The following is an 18,538-nucleotide window of genomic DNA, read 5'->3' on the forward strand; positions in this document are numbered from 1 at the left end:
AAGATTTTATCTCCGATAAAATTGTACACCGATAATATTACGAGAAATGAAATAATTTTATAATCAATCCAGATTCTTTGCAAATCATATAAATCAAAAAACTAAACGCTCACTTTCCTCTTGCTGAAAATCTTTGATTTTCTTGCGTTTTAAAAAATGATACATTTTAAAAACCTTACGCCTTTGCGTGTAAAATATAAAAACAAAAGCGTAAATAATAAAGACATTGATGCAATACCTTTGATATTCTAAACTTTTTCTTCACTTTTCCTTAAATCTCAACCTCCTACTCTACATTTTTTCCATTTTCTATTGTGCACATTATCCTTTTTTTCCATTTTTGTATAAAATGTCGGATATGCAAAAAGAAAAATTACGCGTCGTCAGAAAACAAAAAGGCTATACTCAGCAGCAGATCGCTGATATTATCGCGACTGATGTATCCAACTACAGCAGAAAGGAAAGCGGTGATGTAAGAATCGTTAAAGATGAATGGGACAAAATTGCCCGTTTTTTGGATGTTTCTGTAGAGGAAATTTATGAGGAAGAGGAATCCAAGGTCGTTATTAACAATGATCATCCCATATTTAATGGAGCTGCTTCAGGAGGAAATATCAATCAGCAGTTTAATAACATCCCAGGATCGATTATTGAGAATCTTCAGGGCTATATTGCTTTACTGAAAGAGGAAAATGCAAGATTAAAAGAAGAACTGAAAACTCCGAAAGGAAGAAGATAGAAAATAAGGTTACCGTTTTAAAATAACGAATATATTTCATTAAATGTCCTGAATACTGTTGAGTATTCAGGACATTTTTTTATGATGGTCATTGGCTATGTCTATTTTTAACTACCCCGTCTTTTTGCAGGCAAAAATCCACCCCTTCAAAGAAGGGGAATGTGATGGGAAATCTAACATCTATCGGTGCAGTAAGGAATGACCGTTTTTTCTTAGGGAGTTCCAGCGGCTTTGCCGCTGGAACCTCTTTTTTATTATAATGGATCAATGGCTTTCAAAATTTGTCCTTACTATTGACCAATCCTTCCAGGTGATCTCCTTTTGACTGGATAAAGACTTTAGTGCCTGAAGTATAGTATTGTCAAAAACCAACTTTCCCTGATCGGAAGGCCCTGTTTTATCTTTTCTTTCATGAATGCATCTGGACTTTTGAAAATAAAGCGATAAAAAGGAATAGGGATGAGAAATGGGTTTCATTGGTTTTCGTTTTATTGATGAACCAAAATATCCTGATCTTAACGCTAAAATCTTCAATTCTAAATCTCATCAAGCGGATTCCAAAAGAGTTTTTTAAAATCTTTGATTCTTAAATTTTCGACGGTAATACCTTCTGCTTCGAGTCTTTTTTGAAATTCAGGAACAGACAATACTCCGGAACTTGATATCACACGATGTGCCGGAACATCTTCGGGACATCCTCCCATCGCTTTTCCTACGTGACGGGAATGGTTGGGATATCCTACCGCTTTTGCGATAGCTCCGTAAGAGGAAACTCTTCCTTTGGGAATCAGTCGGGTAATCTCGTAAATCTGTTGTTTGAAAATTTCGTCCATAGTCAATCAGGGGTTGTTTAGCGGTGAAAATAAGGGGCTCAGTGAATTTTAACCGTTTTTGCATCATTTTTGAATGGTTAATAGTTCAATGAGGTTTGATTTTAAATATAAAGGTATGAAAAAATCATTTTTCCAACTGCTGAATGCAGTGAATAAAAAGATGCTCCCCAAGTTGAGCAACAAGGATCCGAACAGTCTCAGTAAAATGGAGAAGGGAATTCTAGCCTACCGTTATTTTGTGCTGGTCAATTCTCTGGACTGAACCTCGCGTGAGGGATATGGAGGGCGCGAGCGAAGCGAGCGGTACCGCGTACCGGAACGAAGTGGAGCCCGAAAGAGCCCGACCCGAGGATTGGGATTGCGGTAGTGAGGGGCACGCCATTTTTTTGTATAATGTATAATGTATAATGTATGGTGTATTAATGAGATTGCTTCGCTTCGCTCGCAATGACGAGGACAACAATAAAAAAACGCTTCAAAGTGAATTGAAGCGTTTGTATTTTGATAAGAAGTGATTCTTAAGAATTTTCTAAGATGTAAGAGAACATCAGTGGTGCACAGATGGTTGCATCACTTTCAACGATAAATTTCGGTGTAGTGATATCCAGTTTACCCCATGTGATTTTTTCATTGGGAACCGCTCCTGAGTACGAACCGTAAGATGTTGTAGAATCTGAGATCTGACAGAAATAAGACCAGAAAGGAACGTCATGCATTTCCATATCCTGATACAACATTGGCACTACACAGATTGGGAAATCTCCTGCGATACCTCCTCCGATCTGGAAGAAACCAACTCCTTTTCCAGCTGAATTATGAGTATACCAGTCTGCCAGGTACATCATATATTCAATTCCTGATTTCATAGTAGTTGCGGTAAGCTCACCTTTGATACAGTAAGAAGCGAAAATGTTACCCATCGTAGAATCTTCCCATCCCGGAACCACGATTGGAAGGTTTTTCTCTGCCGCAGCGATCATCCATGAGTTTTCTCTTGGAATTTCGTAGTACTGCTCAAGAACTCCTGAAAGGATCATTTTGTACATGAATTCATGCGGGAAATAGCGCTCACCTTTAGCTTCAGCATCTTTCCAGATCTCCACGATATGCTTCTGAAGTCTTCTGAAAGCTTCTTCTTCAGGAATACAGGTATCGGTAACTCTGTTCAGTCCTCTTTCCAATAAAGCCCACTCATCCTGTGCCGTTAAATCTCTGTAATGAGGAACTCTTTCGTAGTGAGAGTGTGCCACAAGATTCATTAGATCTTCTTCAAGGTTAGCGCCTGTACAAGAGATAAAATCAACTTTTCCCTGACGGATCATTTCTGCAAGAATTTTCCCTAATTCAGCAGTAGACATCGCACCTGCCAAAGTGATCATCATTTTTCCGCCATCTTTAAGATGTGCAACATACCCTTTAGATGCATCTACCAATGCAGCCGCATTGAAGTGCAGATAATATTTCTCTATAAATTCAGAAATCGGTTTGCTCATTTTTTTAATTTTTGCAAAGATAAAACTTAAAAACGGAATGCGACATGGGTCCTTCAAGAAACTCTTCCGTGAACATCCTTTTTTAACAAATGATAAAAAATAGCTTCCTTGTTCCTGATGTATAAAAAAAAGTACGGCCTCAGGGCCGTACTTTCATCTAACAAATATAGATTAAACGGGAACTACCCGTGACAAGATTCTACTTTTAAGATCTCGATCTTCCTTTCACCATCCCGGAAAGGCCAGTCGATGATATCTCCCACTCTGTACCCGACAGTTGCCAAAGCAATATCTGACAAGATGGAATATTTGTTTTTTGCGGGTTTAGCTTTTACGGAGGCAACGAAAACATATTCGTGCTCGAAATTCCGGGTATGGTCTTTGATCGTTACCTTTCTGTCAACAGTGACTACGTCATCTGGAAGATCTCTTCTCAAAACCTGTTTGGCTTTCCTTAGTTCTTCAATAAGCCTTTTCTCTTCCGGCATGCTTACCTTTTTTCTTCTGAGTGTATCTTTTATCGCATCATAAATTCCGGTGGTTACAGTAATATGGTTGGACATTTTTAATTCTTTTAAGTGAGTAGATGCAGCTATTCCAGTGATCCAATGCAGGATGGCACTTATATTCAGTTTTTCTCCTGTAGAAAACTGCAACAATAAATACGTGAATAAATTGGAATACTTTCCCTGTCGTGGATCCTGACAGGGCTTAATTGATAAAGTCCTTGGAACTCTTCAGAAAAGAATCTGTATGTAAGTATAACAGCGACAACAAAAGGCCATTAGCGTGGCTTTCTGCAGATAAAGGAATAATTGCTGTCATAAATTAAGGTTTGTAAATAATACCCCTAAGATAATCAAAAATCCCGACATACAAAAGGAAAACCTATCCTAAACTGCCTCACTCAAATCTCCTGATCTGCAACCCGAACCTAGAATCTAAAAAAAACGAAGCTCTAAAACTTAAACTTCCTGTTATCTTTCTTCTCGGAAATTTTCTTTTTGGTATCGAGTCTTTTCTGCTTCTGCCCTTTTGAAGGTTTGGTGGCCAATCTTTTTTTAGGAACGATTAAGGCTTTGTTAACCAGATCAATAATTTTCTCAATCGCCTTATTTTTATTCATCAGCTGGCTTCTGCTTTCAGAAACAGTCAGGAACATATAGCCCTCAGCATTGATTCTGTTTTTTAGCTTGCCCCTGATAAGTTCTTTTTGATACTCATTAAAAAAATCGGATTCATCAACCAGCCAAAGAACGGTTACCGAAGTTTCCACTTTATTGACATTCTGACCGCCTGCCCCACTGCTGCGGGAAGTTTTAAAGCTCAGTTCTTTTGAGAAATCTTTCATAGGATGGAGATGGGTTAAAGATAATGGATTAATAGATAATAGACGAAGAGATGATAGACTAAGAGATGAGAGATGAAGAGATGAGAGGCGGGGAGATATTTTAGCTTTGGGTTATTATTTTATGGAGTTCTATTCTGTTGACTTTTCCGTTTGGGGTTCTGGGAATTTTTTCGGTAAAAATAACTTCTTTGGGTTTGTGAAAACTTTTTTCGAAGGGTATTTTTAAAACTTTTTCAGAAAGATCTGCAGATTCTTCTCCTTCGATGATCAAAATAAGTTTCTGTCCCAAACGATCATCTTCAATTCCTAAAAATACAGCTTCATTCGGAATTTCTTTTTTGACTAACGCTTCCAGTGTTTCGGGGAAAATTTTCGCTCCACCGGAATTGATGACATTATCGATACGTCCCAGAAATTTAAACTGTTTTCCATTCTTAATTTCAACTAAATCATTCGTTTTAAGCACCTCAGCATTCACATTGGGTGCCCATATTTCCAGACATCCTCTTTCATCTGTGGTGATAGATACGTTTTCGAAAGCAGTGAAATACTCTTCCGGTTTGGGAATGATTTGTTTTAAAGCAATATGCGAAAGGGTCTCAGACATTCCATAGGTTTCAAAAATGCGGTTTGAAGTACGGGAAAGCAGCTCTGTATTAAGTATTTTTTCTTTCAGATTTTCAGAAACAGCAGCTCCCCCAATGATTAAATTTTTAATCAGATGCAGTTTGTCCAGCGAGTTCTCCACCTGAAGTGGAGTCATAGCACAGAAATCAACTTCCTGGTCTAAATATTCGGTTGGCTTTAGAGAGGGTTCAGTTACGATCAGTTTCAATTTTCTCTGAATAGATCGTACCACCATCATTTTTCCGGAAATATAGTCTACCGGAAGGCACAACAATGCTTTGTTTCCCTCTTTTAAACCCAAAAAATCACAGGTCATCACTGCAGAATTAATCATTTTCTTTTTTTCGATTTCAAAAACTTTCGGTATCCCTGTGGAACCTGAAGTCTGTACTTTTACGGTCTCCCCATTGGAAAACCACTCCTCTAAAAAATTTTTCAATTTATATTCGAAATCCGTTTGAGAGGATAAATTATTAATATTGAGATTCTTGAAGTCTATGTGCATGATGGTATGAAATAAAAAGGAGTGTAAATGTAAAAAAAACTTTAAAATTTTCTTGTATCTAAAGAAAAAAGCTGTAAATTTGCCTCACCAAAATAAAGAGACCCATGGTGTAACGGTAGCACTCTGGTTTTTGGTACCATCAGTTGGGGTTCGAATCCCTGTGGGTCTACTTAAAGCCTTGTTAATCAATAGATTTTCAAGGCTTTTTTTATTTCTCAATACAAAATCTTGTTAATACCCTAACCTTTATTCTTATTTTAGGTGTAACAACCGCCCATAAGAATATTATTTTAAATAATCATTATAATAAATATTTTTTTTGTTAAAATTTTATATCAAGAAAAATATTATTGTAAATTTGAGGTAACCAAAATTTACCATATGATGACTTCAAAAATTATTTTCAAATTTTATTTCCTGTTTATTGTCGGCTTTTTTTTGCCTCTAAGTGGACAGGTAGGAATTAACACCTCTAGTCCTCAAGCTACTTTAGATGTCGTAGGCAAATCAAACGCTTCATCAACCAAATCATTTAAAGTTAGAAATTCTTCAGATGTAGAATCAATAACCGTAACCGACGATGCTAAAGTCGGAATAAGAGTAACTAATCCACAAGCCAATCTTCACATTTTAAGTGATGTGAACGGATCAATCAATGAAAGAGCTGGAGGAGCAGGTCCTGCGTTCTTCGCATTAAGAAAAAATGAGTCTACTGACAGGAGTATCAACCAAGCTTTAGTATCGGGAGCAAATATAGGAGCCATTACCTTTGTAGGAAACACAGGAAATGGCTACACCGGCACTTCTTTAAATTCTTCTAGGATCATGGCTGTAGCAACTCAGAATTTTACAACAACAGCACAGGGAACCAGAATAGAATTCTACACGACCCCCAATGATACGAATTCAAGTGTTTTACGAATGACCATAGGTCAGGACGGTAAGATTGGGATAGGCAGATCGGCCATCACAAATATTCTGGAGATAGAGGGGGAAGCTTCTAAAACAACTACCGGAGCATGGCTTGCCAATTCTGACGGACGCCTTAAAAAAGACATTAAGCAAATCTCCGGCAATGAAGCCCTGGAAAAACTGCTTCGACTGAAAGGAGTTTACTACTACTGGAATGATGATAAAACAGGAATTCTTCGTCCGAAAGAAAAACAAATGGGTTTTATCGCCCAAAATATACAGGAGGTCTTCCCTGATAAAGTAACCCAAGATGCCAAAGGCTATTTGCAAACGGCCTACGGAGATTATGATGCCGTGCTGGTGGAAGCTATAAGAGCTCTGCATCAGAAAAATGAGAATCTTGAAAAAAGAATCAACGAACTTGAATCAAAAATTAACGGTTTAACGAAAAAATAATTTAAAAATACTGGAATACAAAGCCTTCACACCAGAAGGCTTTTTTAATTACAAGAATCTGAAAACCATAGACTATTCTATATTTTTTTTTGAGTGAGCCCGCTTTAGGTATGCTCTATTTTATATTTTCAATTCAAAAAAACAGCTTCTTACAGTCCAAAGTATTGCACATAAATAAAAAATTAGTAAATTTGCACCACTAAAATAATACAGACCCATGGTGTAACGGTAGCACTCTGGTTTTTGGTACCATCAGTTGGGGTTCGAATCCCTGTGGGTCTACCAACCATCCTTTTTTTAAAGGATGGTTTTTTTTTTGCTTTCACAAGGTCTGATGATTAAAATTCATCTCAGTAATGATTTTTCAATAATATCTCATACGTTCTTTCGTCTATTATTAGGTTATTTTTTTACTTTCGCAATATTCATATTTAATCATAAATTCTATAACCGTGAAAAAAACACTATTTCTTTCATTTTTTCTTTTAATACATCATTTTTCAACCGCTCAACAAGCGCCTGCTATTGAATGGGCAGTATGTCTTGGAGATATTGGGACTGAAAGTGCCTGCGTAGATTTTAATACCTCTAACAGACTTTATGGATTACCGGTTGCGCATACTCCTGATGGAGGGTATATTCTAGCAGGCAATACCAATTCCAACGGAGGATATATTTCCGGTGTGCATGGCTCCGGCAACGCACAAGATATGTGGGTAGTAAAGACAGATAGTCATGGAAATTTTCAGTGGCAAAAGGCACTGGGAGGAACAGGATATGATTCTGCTGCAGCTCTCGCACTAACGAGTGACGGAGGATATATTATTGCCGGATATTCTACTGTAGATGACGGAGATGTACCTATATATTTTGGTTCCCGCGATATTTGGATTGTAAAATTAGATGGGGCAGGAAATAAATTGTGGACCCAGAATCTGGGAACTACCGATGATGAAAAAGCTTATTCTATTCAGCAGACATCAGATGGAGGTTTTATAGTTGCCGGAGCGATATATGCTGCCGGAGTCAGCCCGGTGACCAGGTATAATATGGTAGCGATAAAGACTGATCCCAATGGCAATATAGAATGGCGTAAAAGTTTTGGAGGTTCAGATGATGAAGTAGCTTACTCTGTAAAACAGACCACAGGTGGAGGATATATCCTTGCAGGCTCTACCCAAACTAAAAATAATGGCGATGTTTCCGGAAATCACACCTACTGGAGTTCGAGTGACGCAGCCTACCTTGCCTCAAGAGATGCGTGGGTCGTAAAATTAAATGCACAAGGAACTTTACAGTGGCAAAAATGTTTAGGAGGAACGGGAGAAGACAATGCCTACTCTATTCAGCAAACTACGGATGGAGGATATATTCTAGCCGGATATTCCAATTCTACTAACGGAGATGTCACCGGAAATCATGGAAATAATGACTTCTGGGTAGTTAAAATGAATTCCAGTGGTGGATTGGAATGGCAAAAAAGTATGGGCGGAAGCCAAACGGACATGGCACATTTTATTAAACAGACTCCCGATGGAGGCTATATTGTAACAGGAATTTCTTTCTCTGCCAACGGAGATGTTACAGATCACCACGGAAATAATAACACCAATGATTATTGGGTGGTGAAAATGGATGCATCAGGAAATAAATCATGGACCAAATCTCTGGGTGGAACTAATGGAGACTCTGCTTATTCTTTAGATCTGACCCAGGACGGCGGATATGTGATTGCAGGAACTACCAATTCTGTGAATGGCGATGTGGTGGGGATGCATCCTAATTCTTCTGCTACGGATTTCTGGCTGGTAAAATTAGGTGCCGGTAACCTGGGCACAGAAGAAGCAAAACCTTCAAAAAACATTTCCCTTCATCCTAATCCGGTAAAAGATATCCTCCATTTTTCAGAGGAACTCAGCTCCATTGAAGTGTATACTTCGGATGGAAAAATAGTTTATGAAATCTTATCGGGCCAACAAATCAATCTTCATCATTTACCCGCAAACATTTATTTTCTTCATGGGATAAATAAGGAAGGAAAGAAGATCGTCAAGAAAATTGTAAAGCAATAATCCTTGTCATTGACTGTTGTATCCAATAATTAAAATGATACCTTTAAAAATAAAACCCGCTTTCGCGGGTTTTATTGGTTTACAGAGAACGGTAATTCATCAAAAAAATAATTCTTTTTATTTTTTCAGGAGTGAAAAATTCCTTCTCTAATTTGGTCAGTCCCTGGTCTGACCTCTTATATATCTTTTTCATATTAATAAATATAAGGCTGCAACCGAAAAGTCATTTTTTTGTCAGTTTTTTTTATGATGATCAGTAGAGCTCTTTTTTATTTTCTATTTTTCAACTCATCAATCTCTTCCTGAAGAGATCTGACTTTATTTTTAAGCTCTTCACTTATCTTGGAAGGAAATCTTTTGAGTTTTCTAAGGTCTAAAGCCAGCATGATGGAAGCAATTCCAATAAAAATAAAAGATACCGCTGTTAAGGTTACTAAGGAAAGTCCGGTAAAGACAGGATTAAATATCAATAGCAAGGAGAATATAATACCTCCTGCACTTGCCAGGGCCACATTTCCCCAGCTTAAAATTTTCTGACTTTTAAGATCAAAGGCAAAGCCTAAAAGCTGAAAAGAACGGAATAATAATGTAAATCCTATAACAAATGGAAGAACCGTCATCGAGATCTGTGGATTGCTGACAAGATATACCCCGATTGCCGTTGTCAGCAATCCGCTTATCAGGAACCAGCCCCATCCCTGCAATGACTTGTTATTCTGTAAGGAAAAAAATATTTCCGTAATTCCCGAAAACAAAAATGAGACACTGAAAAAAATAGAGAGAGTAACGTACGTAGCAAGCGGTACAGTGAATACATAAAAACCGCAGATTAAAAATATAATCCCGAAAATCAATGGAATATACCAATGCTTTACCGTGTTCGTAAGGGTTTGAAATAGATTAGCCATAAGTGTGTATTTTTGATTGGTTTATTTTGCTCTCGGTATATAGATCACTCTATAGGAATTCAAACAAGCTTAAATTCACTAAGTATTGAAATAAATACTCCTGCCAAGATACAAAAAACTAATAGATTAAACACCTAGTAATCTCCATTAATTATTTAATAACACAACATAGATGTTGCTAAAAAACCATTGAAAATCTCATTTCAATGCCAATTAGTGTATTTCTTTTCGACATTCTTTATTAGCAAAAGAAAATGCACCTGTAAACATTCATTTACTATAAAAATATTTATAAAAGCATCAGAAAAAAAATGGGTTTAATTCAATCTATTTTTCGGATGCTTTTTTCAGTTCCTTATTCTCTTTCTTTATTTAAGAAAGCTTCCCACTGGTTGTTGTTGGGTTACACAATGAATCATCCCACCATTTTCATATAAATTCCGTACATCGATTCCGATAACTTTTCTGTCAGGGTATTGCTCCTGAATCATTTTATTGGCCATTTTATCATTGGGATCACCATAGTTTGGAACCAGAACGACTTTATTGGCAACATAGAAATTGATGTACGAGCCTTTGTCCTCGAGCTGTTTTCCGTAAGCTGTCTTTACTTTGTTTTTCGTCGCCGGCAGATATACTTTTCTATATTCTTTTCCTTCTGCATCGGATGCTGTGTAAAGTGTATTAATATCTTTATCGGTAAGCCCCATCTCAAAAAGACCGTCCTCATCCATCGTAATCATGGTCGTATGATTGATAAACTTCATAAAACCGTCAATATGCATATCGGTAACATCCAGTCCGGTAACGCCATCCAGCCAGATCACTTTAGAAACTCCATAATATTGTTCAAACATCTCCTCAGCTTCCTGCTGTGTAATTCCTTTTGTTCTTACAGATCCTCTTTTCTGACTGATCACTGAACTTTTACAGGCCATCAAAACTCCTTTTCCGTCAGTTTCCACAGAACCTCCCTCATTGACCATTTCCTCGTTAAGATCAATTACTTTCATTCCCAAATCTTCCCCGATTCGCTGAGGTATTTCATCACAGTTTTTGGAATCATACTTTCCGCCCCAGCCATTGAATCCCCAGTCTTCTATCAGTACATGTCCCTGATCATCTTTTACGAAAACAGGACCGTTATCCCTAATCCAGACATCATCAGTAGGATACACTTTGAAATCAACATTTTTTAATGGAATTTTGTTTTTTTCCAAAAGATCCTCTATCCTTTTCTTTTCAGCATTATCATAAGCGATAATGTGAACTTTTTCTCCGGTCTGAAGCTCCCGCGTCATCTCTATCCAGGTCTGCTCTATTCTTTTCCGGTATTCAGTGCCATGCTGATGATGATGTGGCCATTGCAGCCAGGTTCCTTCATGGGGGGAAGATTCTTCTGGGAAGTGATACGTCTGTGCCATACAAAAAGCTATATTTAATAAAAAAGTGAGTACGAATAGTGGTTTCATATCTTTAAAATTTTTTTCCAATAAATAGTCCGAAATTGATATCGGTTTCAAAAGAACTTCCGGTCTGAGATATTGTACTTCCTATCCCGAACTGCATTTTTTTGTTGTTTTCCAATCCCAAACGGATGATCTGGCTGCTGGCCTGATGTTCCTGAAAACTGAAATCAGATTCTACCATCAGCATGCTGTAGAAATTAAACTGTTCATTCAATTCGGGAGTATATTCCAGTAAGGTATAAAGTCCCAGACCTGCTTCTCCGGTATCAAAAGAGTACGTTACGGCAGGAAACAGGTTAATTCCTAAAGTTCGGGTTTCTTTCACAAAAGCAAAACCCAATGAAGGCATCACCTCTTCGGCAGAAGTATAAACCCCGGCAGAAGCGCCCCAATTGTTACCTACAAAATAATTAACGCTCTGATAAACCGCAGGGCTTACTTTTCGCGTTTTATAGTCATATGCAACCGTTCCCGAAACGAAATAATTCCACCTGTTCCCAAAATCCTTATCATAAATTCCCAACACCTCAGCTTCCTTATTTCCACCATAGGCCTGTATAGAAACCTGAGATGGTGCATATGATGAAATGAACATCATCAAGAAAAGACCATTTTTTTTCATTCCGTTGTTTTTCTAAAAATTTTGTGAGATAAATCCGATCATTCATGGTATTTATCTGTGACAAAATTAGATCATCAGAAAAACAAAACTTGTCCTAAAAGGACATCCTTAAGAATACAGCGGAAAATAAATATGAGTAATCATTTCTCCCTTTTCAGATTGCATATATTCTTCTATAACATCTGAATGATCAAGCAGAAGGTTTGGTTGGGTAAGCCAGAATCGGTAAAAGGCCCGGTAGGTTTCTAAAATATTTTCAAAAGATCCGTAATGAGTAAACCTGATGTATTTTCCTCCAAAAATTTCCGTTTTCTGAAATCCGGAAACTCCCGTCTCAACCTGTAATAAAGCGGCTCCGTATCTGCAATGGGAACGGCTGGTAATCAGTGGCTGATCGCATACAATCCCATAAGCAGGAAAAGAATCTCCGTTCTCTTGTCCGATAGTGCTCCATAAATCATTAATCTCCTGATTATTATAATCTTTAGCTTTAATGAACGTACAGTATACCGAAATAGCATCCTTGTATTTGATTTCATACTTCAGATCATCAGCCTCTCTTTCCAGAAATTCTTTAAAAATCTCCTGCTTCTGATTTCTGGCTTCCGCAGGTGAGATATGATACTGTTTTTTGAATGCCTTTGAAAAAGACTGAATATTGAGGTAGCCGACTTCCCATGCAATATCTGATATTTTATCGGGAGTATAGATCAGTTTTTTATATGATTTTTCCAGACGGAGACGCTTTTGAAATCCGGAGATTGTTTCTTTAAAAATCTTAAAAAAAATCCTTTGAAAATTACGGTAAGAATACTGAGACAGATGTTCTATTTCAGCGGCTGTGATCTCCCTGTCAAAATTGTTTTCGATATGATCAACGATCTTTTGTATTTCATTAAAACGGATAGGCACGGTTGTATATTTTGCAAATGGGCTGGCTTACGTACTTCTAAAGATAAAGCATTTCAGTTGACTTTTGCTTTCAGAACACAAAAAAGGACGGAGTAAACCCCATCCTTGATATAAATTTATGTAAATCTGTTCTATCGTTTATAAATTGTCATCCTTTTCAGACGCTTATAATAGCGTCAATTTATTATTGCGTTTTAGGTTTGTATAACTTAAACATCAAAAACAGGAACGCCAGCCAGATTGGAATTAAGATCACCTGAATTTCCATTCCTGTAATGCTCATCAATACCAAAATTGCTACTAAAAACAGAATACAGATGTAGTTGGATATAGGATAAAATATGGAAGGAAATAGAGTCTTCACTCCTGATTGGTCTTTATCTTTTCTGAATTTCAAATGGGTATAACAGATCATCAGCCAGTTAATAATCAGAGTAGAAACTACCAGAGCCATTAAATATTCAAAAGCCTTTTCCGGAACCAGTTTATTGATGATGATACAAATTCCGGCAAAGCAGGAAGAAATCAGGATCGCATTGGTAGGAACACTATTTTTATTCAGTTTCTTTAAAAACTTTGGTGCATTTCCCTGCTGAGCCAGTCCGAAAAGCATTCTGCTGTTGCTGTAAACACTGCTGTTATACACGGACAAAGCCGCTGTCAAAACAATCAGATTAAGAATATTGGCGATTAAGACATTGAACTGGATGACCTTTCCGAAAATATTGAATTCAAATCCATTTAAATTCTGAAAAACCATTACGAAAGGGCTTGTCCCTTCTGTAATTTCTCTCCACGGGCTCAATGCAAATAAAATTACCAAAGCTCCCACATAGAAAATCAAAATCCTGTAAATAACCTGATTAGTTGCTTTAGGAATGGTCTTTTCAGGGTTTTTAGCTTCTGCTGCCGTAATTCCAATCAATTCCAATCCTCCAAAAGAGAACATAATCATCGCCATAGCGGCAAACAGTCCGGAAAATCCACTTTCGCTTTTATTAAAAAATCCTTTGGGGAAAAATCCACCATCGTTCCACAAATTCGTAATACTCGCTTTATCTCCTCCGGTACCACTCAACAATAAATAAATACCGAAAATAATCATTCCGATAATGGCGACCACCTTAATGATGGAAAACCAGAATTCAGTTTCCCCATACACTTTGACAGAGGCCAGATTTAAAGCTGTAATCACAATAAAAAAGAATAAGCTGGACACCCAGAGCGGGATTTCGGGCCACCAGAAATGGATATAGTGCCCGATAGCGGTAAGTTCGGCCATACTTACCAGAATATAGAGAATCCAGTAATTCCAGCCTGAAGCAAAACCGGGAAAATTCCCCCAATATTTATAGGCAAAATGACTGAAACTTCCAGAAACAGGCTCCTGAACCACCATCTCACCGAGCTGACGCATAATAAAGAATGCAATGATTCCTGCTAATGCATATCCCAGAATAACGGAAGGTCCCGCCAAAACTGCTGCCGGGCCAATGCCAAGAAACAATCCCGTTCCTATAGCACCTCCGAGGGCAATTAATTGAATATGTCTGTTGGTTAATCCTCTTACTAGAGCCCCATCATTGGACTCCGTTTTCTGTTCGCTGTTCATAAAATCAATTATGCCCTAAATATATAAAACTTTAGAGAAATTTACCTTCTGTGAAGCTGTAAGAACATTCAAAAGATTCATTTATAAAGATTTAAAAACTAAAAAAGCCGTAATTCTTTACAAATATTCCTCAGGAATTGAAATATTATTCTTTTTCATATACTCTAAAAGCGACTGATAACGGTCTTCATTGCCGTCTGTTCCGCATTTGTGTGAGATACTGCAGATGTCAGAAGGTTTAATTTCCAGGATATCAGAGATCTTTGTAAGGATATCCAGATTGATCTTGACTTTAGAGTTTTCAATGTCGGAATAGGCCTTTTGTGAAATCCCCATTTCAAAAGCCATATACTCCTGCGTAAAGTCTTTACTTCTACGTATTTTTCTGATATTTTGGCCACATACTTTCATCGTTTTTGTTTTAGTAGTTTTTAGTATAGTTTAGAAGGAGACCTACTAGACTTACACAAAGTTAATAAATACCTTTGGCAAAACATTATACACGTTACATGATATTTATTTTTAACAGAAATCAAGATAAAATAAATTCTGATTTCAGAGGGTAAATATCACTTCGGTACAACACTATTGGAATTATGGAGACGCAAAAATTCAATTATGACAATAATATTGTCAGAGCATTCTTGTATGCTACTATCGTATTCGGGCTGGTCGGCTTTCTGCTGGGACTTTCGGCTGCGCTGATGCTTTTCTACCCTGAGTTGCCTGAGTTTTTATTCGGGACAGATGACACCACGATTCAGAGTCTGAGAAGCGGAAATATACAGGGACTTATCAATACACAGGGAGCCATGGGATTCGGAAGAATCAGAATGCTTCATACAAGTGCCGTTATTTTTGCTTTCGTATGTAATTCCTTCTTCTGCGGTGCTTATTACAGTATGCAGAGACTTTTAAAAACAAGAATGTACAGCGATACGCTTTCATGGCTCCATTTCTGGACCTGGCAGCTGATGATCGTTGCCGTAGTGATCACTTTCTTAATGGGAATCAATACTTCCAAGGAATATGCTGAACACGAATGGCCAATTGATATTATGATCACTGTATCATGGGTAATTTTCGGAATCAATATGTTCGGAACCATTGCGAAGAGAAGGGTAAGACACCTTTATGTAGCGATCTGGTTTTACATTGCAACCTGGATTGCCGTAGCCATGCTGCATATTTTTAATAATCTTGAAGTTCCCCTATCCTTCACAAGCTGGAAATCCTATTCTGTATATGCCGGTGTAAAAGATGCTCTGGTACAATGGTGGTACGGTCACAACGCCGTAGCCTTTGTACTGACCACTCCGGTGTTAGGCCTGATGTACTACTTCATGCCGAAAGCGGCACAGCGACCTGTATTCTCCTATAAATTATCCATTATTCACTTTTGGTCGCTGATATTCGTATACCTTTGGGCGGGTCCACACCACCTTCAGTATACGGCGCTTCCGGCATGGGCACAGGCCGTAGGTACGGGATTCTCTATTATGCTTATTGCCCCTTCATGGGGAGGAATGCTGAACGGTCTTCTTACCTTAAGAGGAGCCTGGGATAAAGTAAGAGAAAATCCGATCCTGAAATTCTTTGTGGTAGCGATTACCTGTTATGGTATGGCCACTTTCGAAGGACCATTACTGGCTACAAAATCTTTAAATAAAATCGGGCATTACACCGACTGGGTGATCGGACACGTACACCTGGGAGCCCTTGGATGGAACGGCTTTATGGCCTTCGGTGTGGTCTATTATCTGGTTCCTATTATGTGGAGAACACCATTGTGGTCTAAAAAATTAGCCAACTGGCACTTCTGGCTGGGAACATTAGGAATTATTTTCTATGCAGTTCCGATGTACATCTCAGGATTCACTCAAGGATTGATGTGGAAACAATTCAACCCGGATGGTACCTTAATGTATAAAAACTGGCTGGATACGGTAACAGCAATTATTCCTTACTTTAAGATGAGATTCTTAGGCGGTATCCTTTATCTTTCAGGCGCTATTTTAATGGTGGTGAATGTGATCAGAACTGTAAGATCAGGCTCATTCCAGAAGGAAGTTCCTGCAGAGGCTCCGGCACTGGCTGATATCGGCAGCTCAAGAAAAGAAGGAGAAGGCGTACACCTTTGGCTGGAAAGAACTCCGAAACTGCTTTCAATATTAGCATTCATCACAGTAGCCATAGGCGGATTAATAGAAATTGTTCCTACCCTATCTCTGAAGCAGAGCGTTCCGACCATTACCGCTGTAAAACCATATACTCCACTTGAACTGGAAGGAAGAGATCTTTATGTAAGGGAAGGATGTAACTCCTGTCACTCCCAGATGATCAGACCTTTCCGTGATGAGATCGTAAGATTTGAAGGTAAAAACGGGCAGTATTCTAAAGCGGGAGAATTTATTTATGACAGACCTTTCTTATGGGGATCTAAGCGAACAGGACCGGACCTTCACAGGGAAGGTGGCAGAAACCCGGATTCATGGCACTTTAAACATATGTACAACCCGAGAATTACTTCTGCTGGTTCCATCATGCCCCGTTTTCCATGGCTGATCACGAATAAGCTGGATCGTACTCAAATGGTTGACAAGATGAAATTGATGAAAAATGCTTTCGATGTCCCTTATTCAAAAGCAGAAATAGATTCGGCTAACCAATGGGCAGACAATCAGTCAAAAGGTATTGTAAAGAGAATTTATTCTGAGGCAAATGATCTGAAAGATCAGATGGAAAAAGAAAAAACGGCAAAAGGTGCCTCTTACGTTCCGCTGGAGCAGAGAGAAATCGTAGCCATGATTGCTTACCTGCAAAGATTAGGTACCGATATTAAAACGACACAGATCCAGACTGCAAGTGCTGAGTAAACTTTAAAATTGTACTGTAATGAAAAAGAGAACCCCAATTTCAATATATATCGCAACCACGATAGGCTTAACGATCATGGCGTTTGAAATGTTCGCCGGAGATTCAGACTATTTTTCTTCTCCGTTTTTCTGGGGGCTGCTGGTGATCACTGTTATTCTTCTGATGATCATGAACGCTATCGGAGATCTTGTTGAGAACGAAAGTTTCAGCAGACTTTCAGAAGAGGAAAAGAAAGAATATTTAGCAGAAAAAAGCATCCCTTATTATCAGAAACTGTGGAATTCAGCCTTCAAAAAACAGTCTGCTACAGAAGAAAAAGATATTCTTATCGATCATGGTTTTGACGGGATTACAGAGCTTGACAACTCCCTTCCGAAATGGTGGATAGGTCTGTTCTGGTTTGGATGTATATTCTGTGTAGTGTATATGACTGCCTTTGCTTTTACGGAATATGCGCATCCTGAAGCGGAATATGATAAAGAAGTAAAAACAATGCTCGCTTCTATCGCGGAATATGAAAAAACAGCCCCTCAGATTGATCTGGAAACAGCCAAATACAGTGCAGATAATATCGCAGAAGGCCAGGAGCTTTTCAAGACCAACTGTGTAACCTGTCATGGTGACGGTGGAAAAGGCGGCATCGGCCCGAATCTTACGGACACGCACTGGATCAATATCAAAGAAAAAAGTCTTTTTAAAAATGTTTTCTGGATGCTTGAAAACGGCTCACCCAATAATCCTACGATGCGACCTTTCGTCAAAGAAGGAACCATCAGCGGAAGAGATGCTGAAAAAATTGCAGCCTATATTTATCATATCAATCAGGAAACGTCTCCTATCACTCCAGCTCAGGGCGGTGCCACTCCGCAGGGTGAAGAAGTGAAGTGGGAAAACGAAAATAATTAACCTAAATTTTATTATCTCCATATATTTCTCGCCCCCTTTTTTGAAACTAGTCTAACATTTGAGTTTCATTTTTGCTAACCTTTTCAACATTAAAAATGATTAAAAAGGGGGCTTTCTAAAGAGAAAAATCCACACCTTGGTTGTCTATATCAACATATTCACTTGACAACTACTAACTAAATTCCATATCACGGCAGCCAAGGCAGGATTTTTGTACTTGCAGTAGGATACCACAACAAAGAAC

17 protein-coding genes and 2 tRNA genes are annotated in these 18,538 nt (G+C 38.2%); 8 read left to right on the forward strand and 11 right to left on the reverse strand.

What is annotated here, in order from left to right:
• The first annotated feature begins 358 nt into the window (after positions 1-358).
• Positions 359-739, forward strand: coding sequence for a helix-turn-helix domain-containing protein (locus tag BW964_RS15590; RefSeq protein WP_076508987.1), 381 nt, complete (start codon positions 359-361; stop codon positions 737-739).
• 536 nt (positions 740-1,275) lie between these two features.
• Here the strand turns inward: BW964_RS15590 and BW964_RS15605 are convergent.
• Positions 1,276-1,572, reverse strand: a complete 297-nt coding sequence (locus BW964_RS15605) for an MGMT family protein (RefSeq protein WP_076508540.1) — start codon at positions 1,570-1,572, stop codon at positions 1,276-1,278.
• A gap of 115 nt (positions 1,573-1,687) precedes the next feature.
• Between BW964_RS15605 and BW964_RS22580 the strand changes: the two genes are divergently transcribed.
• Positions 1,688-1,834, forward strand: a complete 147-nt coding sequence (locus tag BW964_RS22580) for a hypothetical protein (RefSeq protein WP_165789172.1) — start codon at positions 1,688-1,690, stop codon at positions 1,832-1,834.
• A 256-nt stretch (positions 1,835-2,090) separates the two neighbouring features.
• On the opposite strand, the gene BW964_RS15610 is transcribed toward BW964_RS22580, so the two are convergent.
• The 4 genes from BW964_RS15610 to BW964_RS15625 all read right to left on the reverse strand — a co-directional run bounded on the left by BW964_RS15610 (position 2,091) and on the right by BW964_RS15625 (position 5,548).
• Positions 2,091-3,065 carry a deoxyhypusine synthase family protein gene (locus tag BW964_RS15610; RefSeq protein WP_073334290.1) on the reverse strand — a complete coding sequence of 325 codons (975 nt, stop codon included), beginning with the start codon at positions 3,063-3,065 and terminating at the stop codon, positions 2,091-2,093.
• A gap of 182 nt (positions 3,066-3,247) precedes the next feature.
• Entirely contained in the window at positions 3,248-3,628 is a 381-nt protein-coding gene (locus BW964_RS15615; protein ID WP_076508988.1) for a GreA/GreB family elongation factor, read from the reverse strand.
• A 395-nt stretch (positions 3,629-4,023) separates the two neighbouring features.
• Complete coding sequence (gene arfB / locus BW964_RS15620) at positions 4,024-4,416, reverse strand: alternative ribosome rescue aminoacyl-tRNA hydrolase ArfB (protein WP_076508542.1); 393 nt, start codon at positions 4,414-4,416, stop codon at positions 4,024-4,026.
• Positions 4,417-4,516: 100 nt separating this feature from the next.
• Complete coding sequence (locus BW964_RS15625) at positions 4,517-5,548, reverse strand: AMP-binding protein (RefSeq protein ID WP_076508544.1); 1,032 nt, start codon at positions 5,546-5,548, stop codon at positions 4,517-4,519.
• A 98-nt stretch (positions 5,549-5,646) separates the two neighbouring features.
• Between BW964_RS15625 and BW964_RS15630 the strand changes: the two genes are divergently transcribed.
• The 4 genes from BW964_RS15630 to BW964_RS15645 all read left to right on the forward strand — a co-directional run bounded on the left by BW964_RS15630 (position 5,647) and on the right by BW964_RS15645 (position 8,988).
• A tRNA-Gln gene (locus BW964_RS15630) sits at positions 5,647-5,717 on the forward strand.
• A 212-nt stretch (positions 5,718-5,929) separates the two neighbouring features.
• Positions 5,930-6,916, forward strand: coding sequence for a tail fiber domain-containing protein (locus BW964_RS15635; RefSeq protein WP_084175919.1), 987 nt, complete (start codon positions 5,930-5,932; stop codon positions 6,914-6,916).
• A gap of 211 nt (positions 6,917-7,127) precedes the next feature.
• Positions 7,128-7,201: transfer RNA gene (locus BW964_RS15640), tRNA-Gln, on the forward strand.
• A gap of 167 nt (positions 7,202-7,368) precedes the next feature.
• Complete coding sequence (locus BW964_RS15645; protein ID WP_076508548.1) at positions 7,369-8,988, forward strand: T9SS type A sorting domain-containing protein; 1,620 nt, start codon at positions 7,369-7,371, stop codon at positions 8,986-8,988.
• A gap of 269 nt (positions 8,989-9,257) precedes the next feature.
• Here BW964_RS15645 and BW964_RS15650 read toward each other — a convergent pair whose 3' ends face one another.
• The 6 genes from BW964_RS15650 to BW964_RS15675 form a co-directional block, all read right to left on the reverse strand.
• Positions 9,258-9,896 (reverse strand): HdeD family acid-resistance protein, encoded by a 639-nt coding sequence (locus BW964_RS15650; protein WP_076508549.1) that lies wholly within the window; start codon positions 9,894-9,896, stop codon positions 9,258-9,260.
• 368 nt (positions 9,897-10,264) lie between these two features.
• The gene (locus tag BW964_RS15655) at positions 10,265-11,368 is read right to left on the reverse strand and encodes an agmatine deiminase family protein (RefSeq protein ID WP_076508990.1); all 1,104 of its coding nucleotides are present in this window, start codon (positions 11,366-11,368) and stop codon (positions 10,265-10,267) included.
• Positions 11,369-11,372: 4 nt separating this feature from the next.
• Positions 11,373-11,987, reverse strand: coding sequence for a hypothetical protein (locus BW964_RS15660; protein WP_076508551.1), 615 nt, complete (start codon positions 11,985-11,987; stop codon positions 11,373-11,375).
• 108 nt (positions 11,988-12,095) lie between these two features.
• The gene (locus BW964_RS15665) at positions 12,096-12,899 is read right to left on the reverse strand and encodes an AraC family transcriptional regulator (protein ID WP_076508552.1); all 804 of its coding nucleotides are present in this window, start codon (positions 12,897-12,899) and stop codon (positions 12,096-12,098) included.
• Positions 12,900-13,083: 184 nt separating this feature from the next.
• Positions 13,084-14,511, reverse strand: a complete 1,428-nt coding sequence (locus BW964_RS15670; RefSeq protein WP_076508554.1) for an amino acid permease — start codon at positions 14,509-14,511, stop codon at positions 13,084-13,086.
• Between the two features lie 117 nt (positions 14,512-14,628).
• Complete coding sequence (locus tag BW964_RS15675) at positions 14,629-14,922, reverse strand: helix-turn-helix domain-containing protein (protein WP_076508556.1); 294 nt, start codon at positions 14,920-14,922, stop codon at positions 14,629-14,631.
• Positions 14,923-15,107: 185 nt separating this feature from the next.
• Between BW964_RS15675 and ccoN the strand changes: the two genes are divergently transcribed.
• The gene (ccoN, locus tag BW964_RS15680) at positions 15,108-17,387 is read left to right on the forward strand and encodes a cytochrome-c oxidase, cbb3-type subunit I (protein ID WP_076508557.1); all 2,280 of its coding nucleotides are present in this window, start codon (positions 15,108-15,110) and stop codon (positions 17,385-17,387) included.
• A 19-nt stretch (positions 17,388-17,406) separates the two neighbouring features.
• Positions 17,407-18,294 (forward strand): cbb3-type cytochrome c oxidase N-terminal domain-containing protein, encoded by an 888-nt coding sequence (locus tag BW964_RS15685; protein ID WP_076508559.1) that lies wholly within the window; start codon positions 17,407-17,409, stop codon positions 18,292-18,294.
• Positions 18,295-18,538 lie beyond the last annotated feature (244 nt).

Origin of the sequence: Chryseobacterium shigense (assembly GCF_900156575.1) — a bacterium.
Classification (GTDB): Bacteria; Bacteroidota; Bacteroidia; order Flavobacteriales; family Weeksellaceae; genus Chryseobacterium; species Chryseobacterium shigense.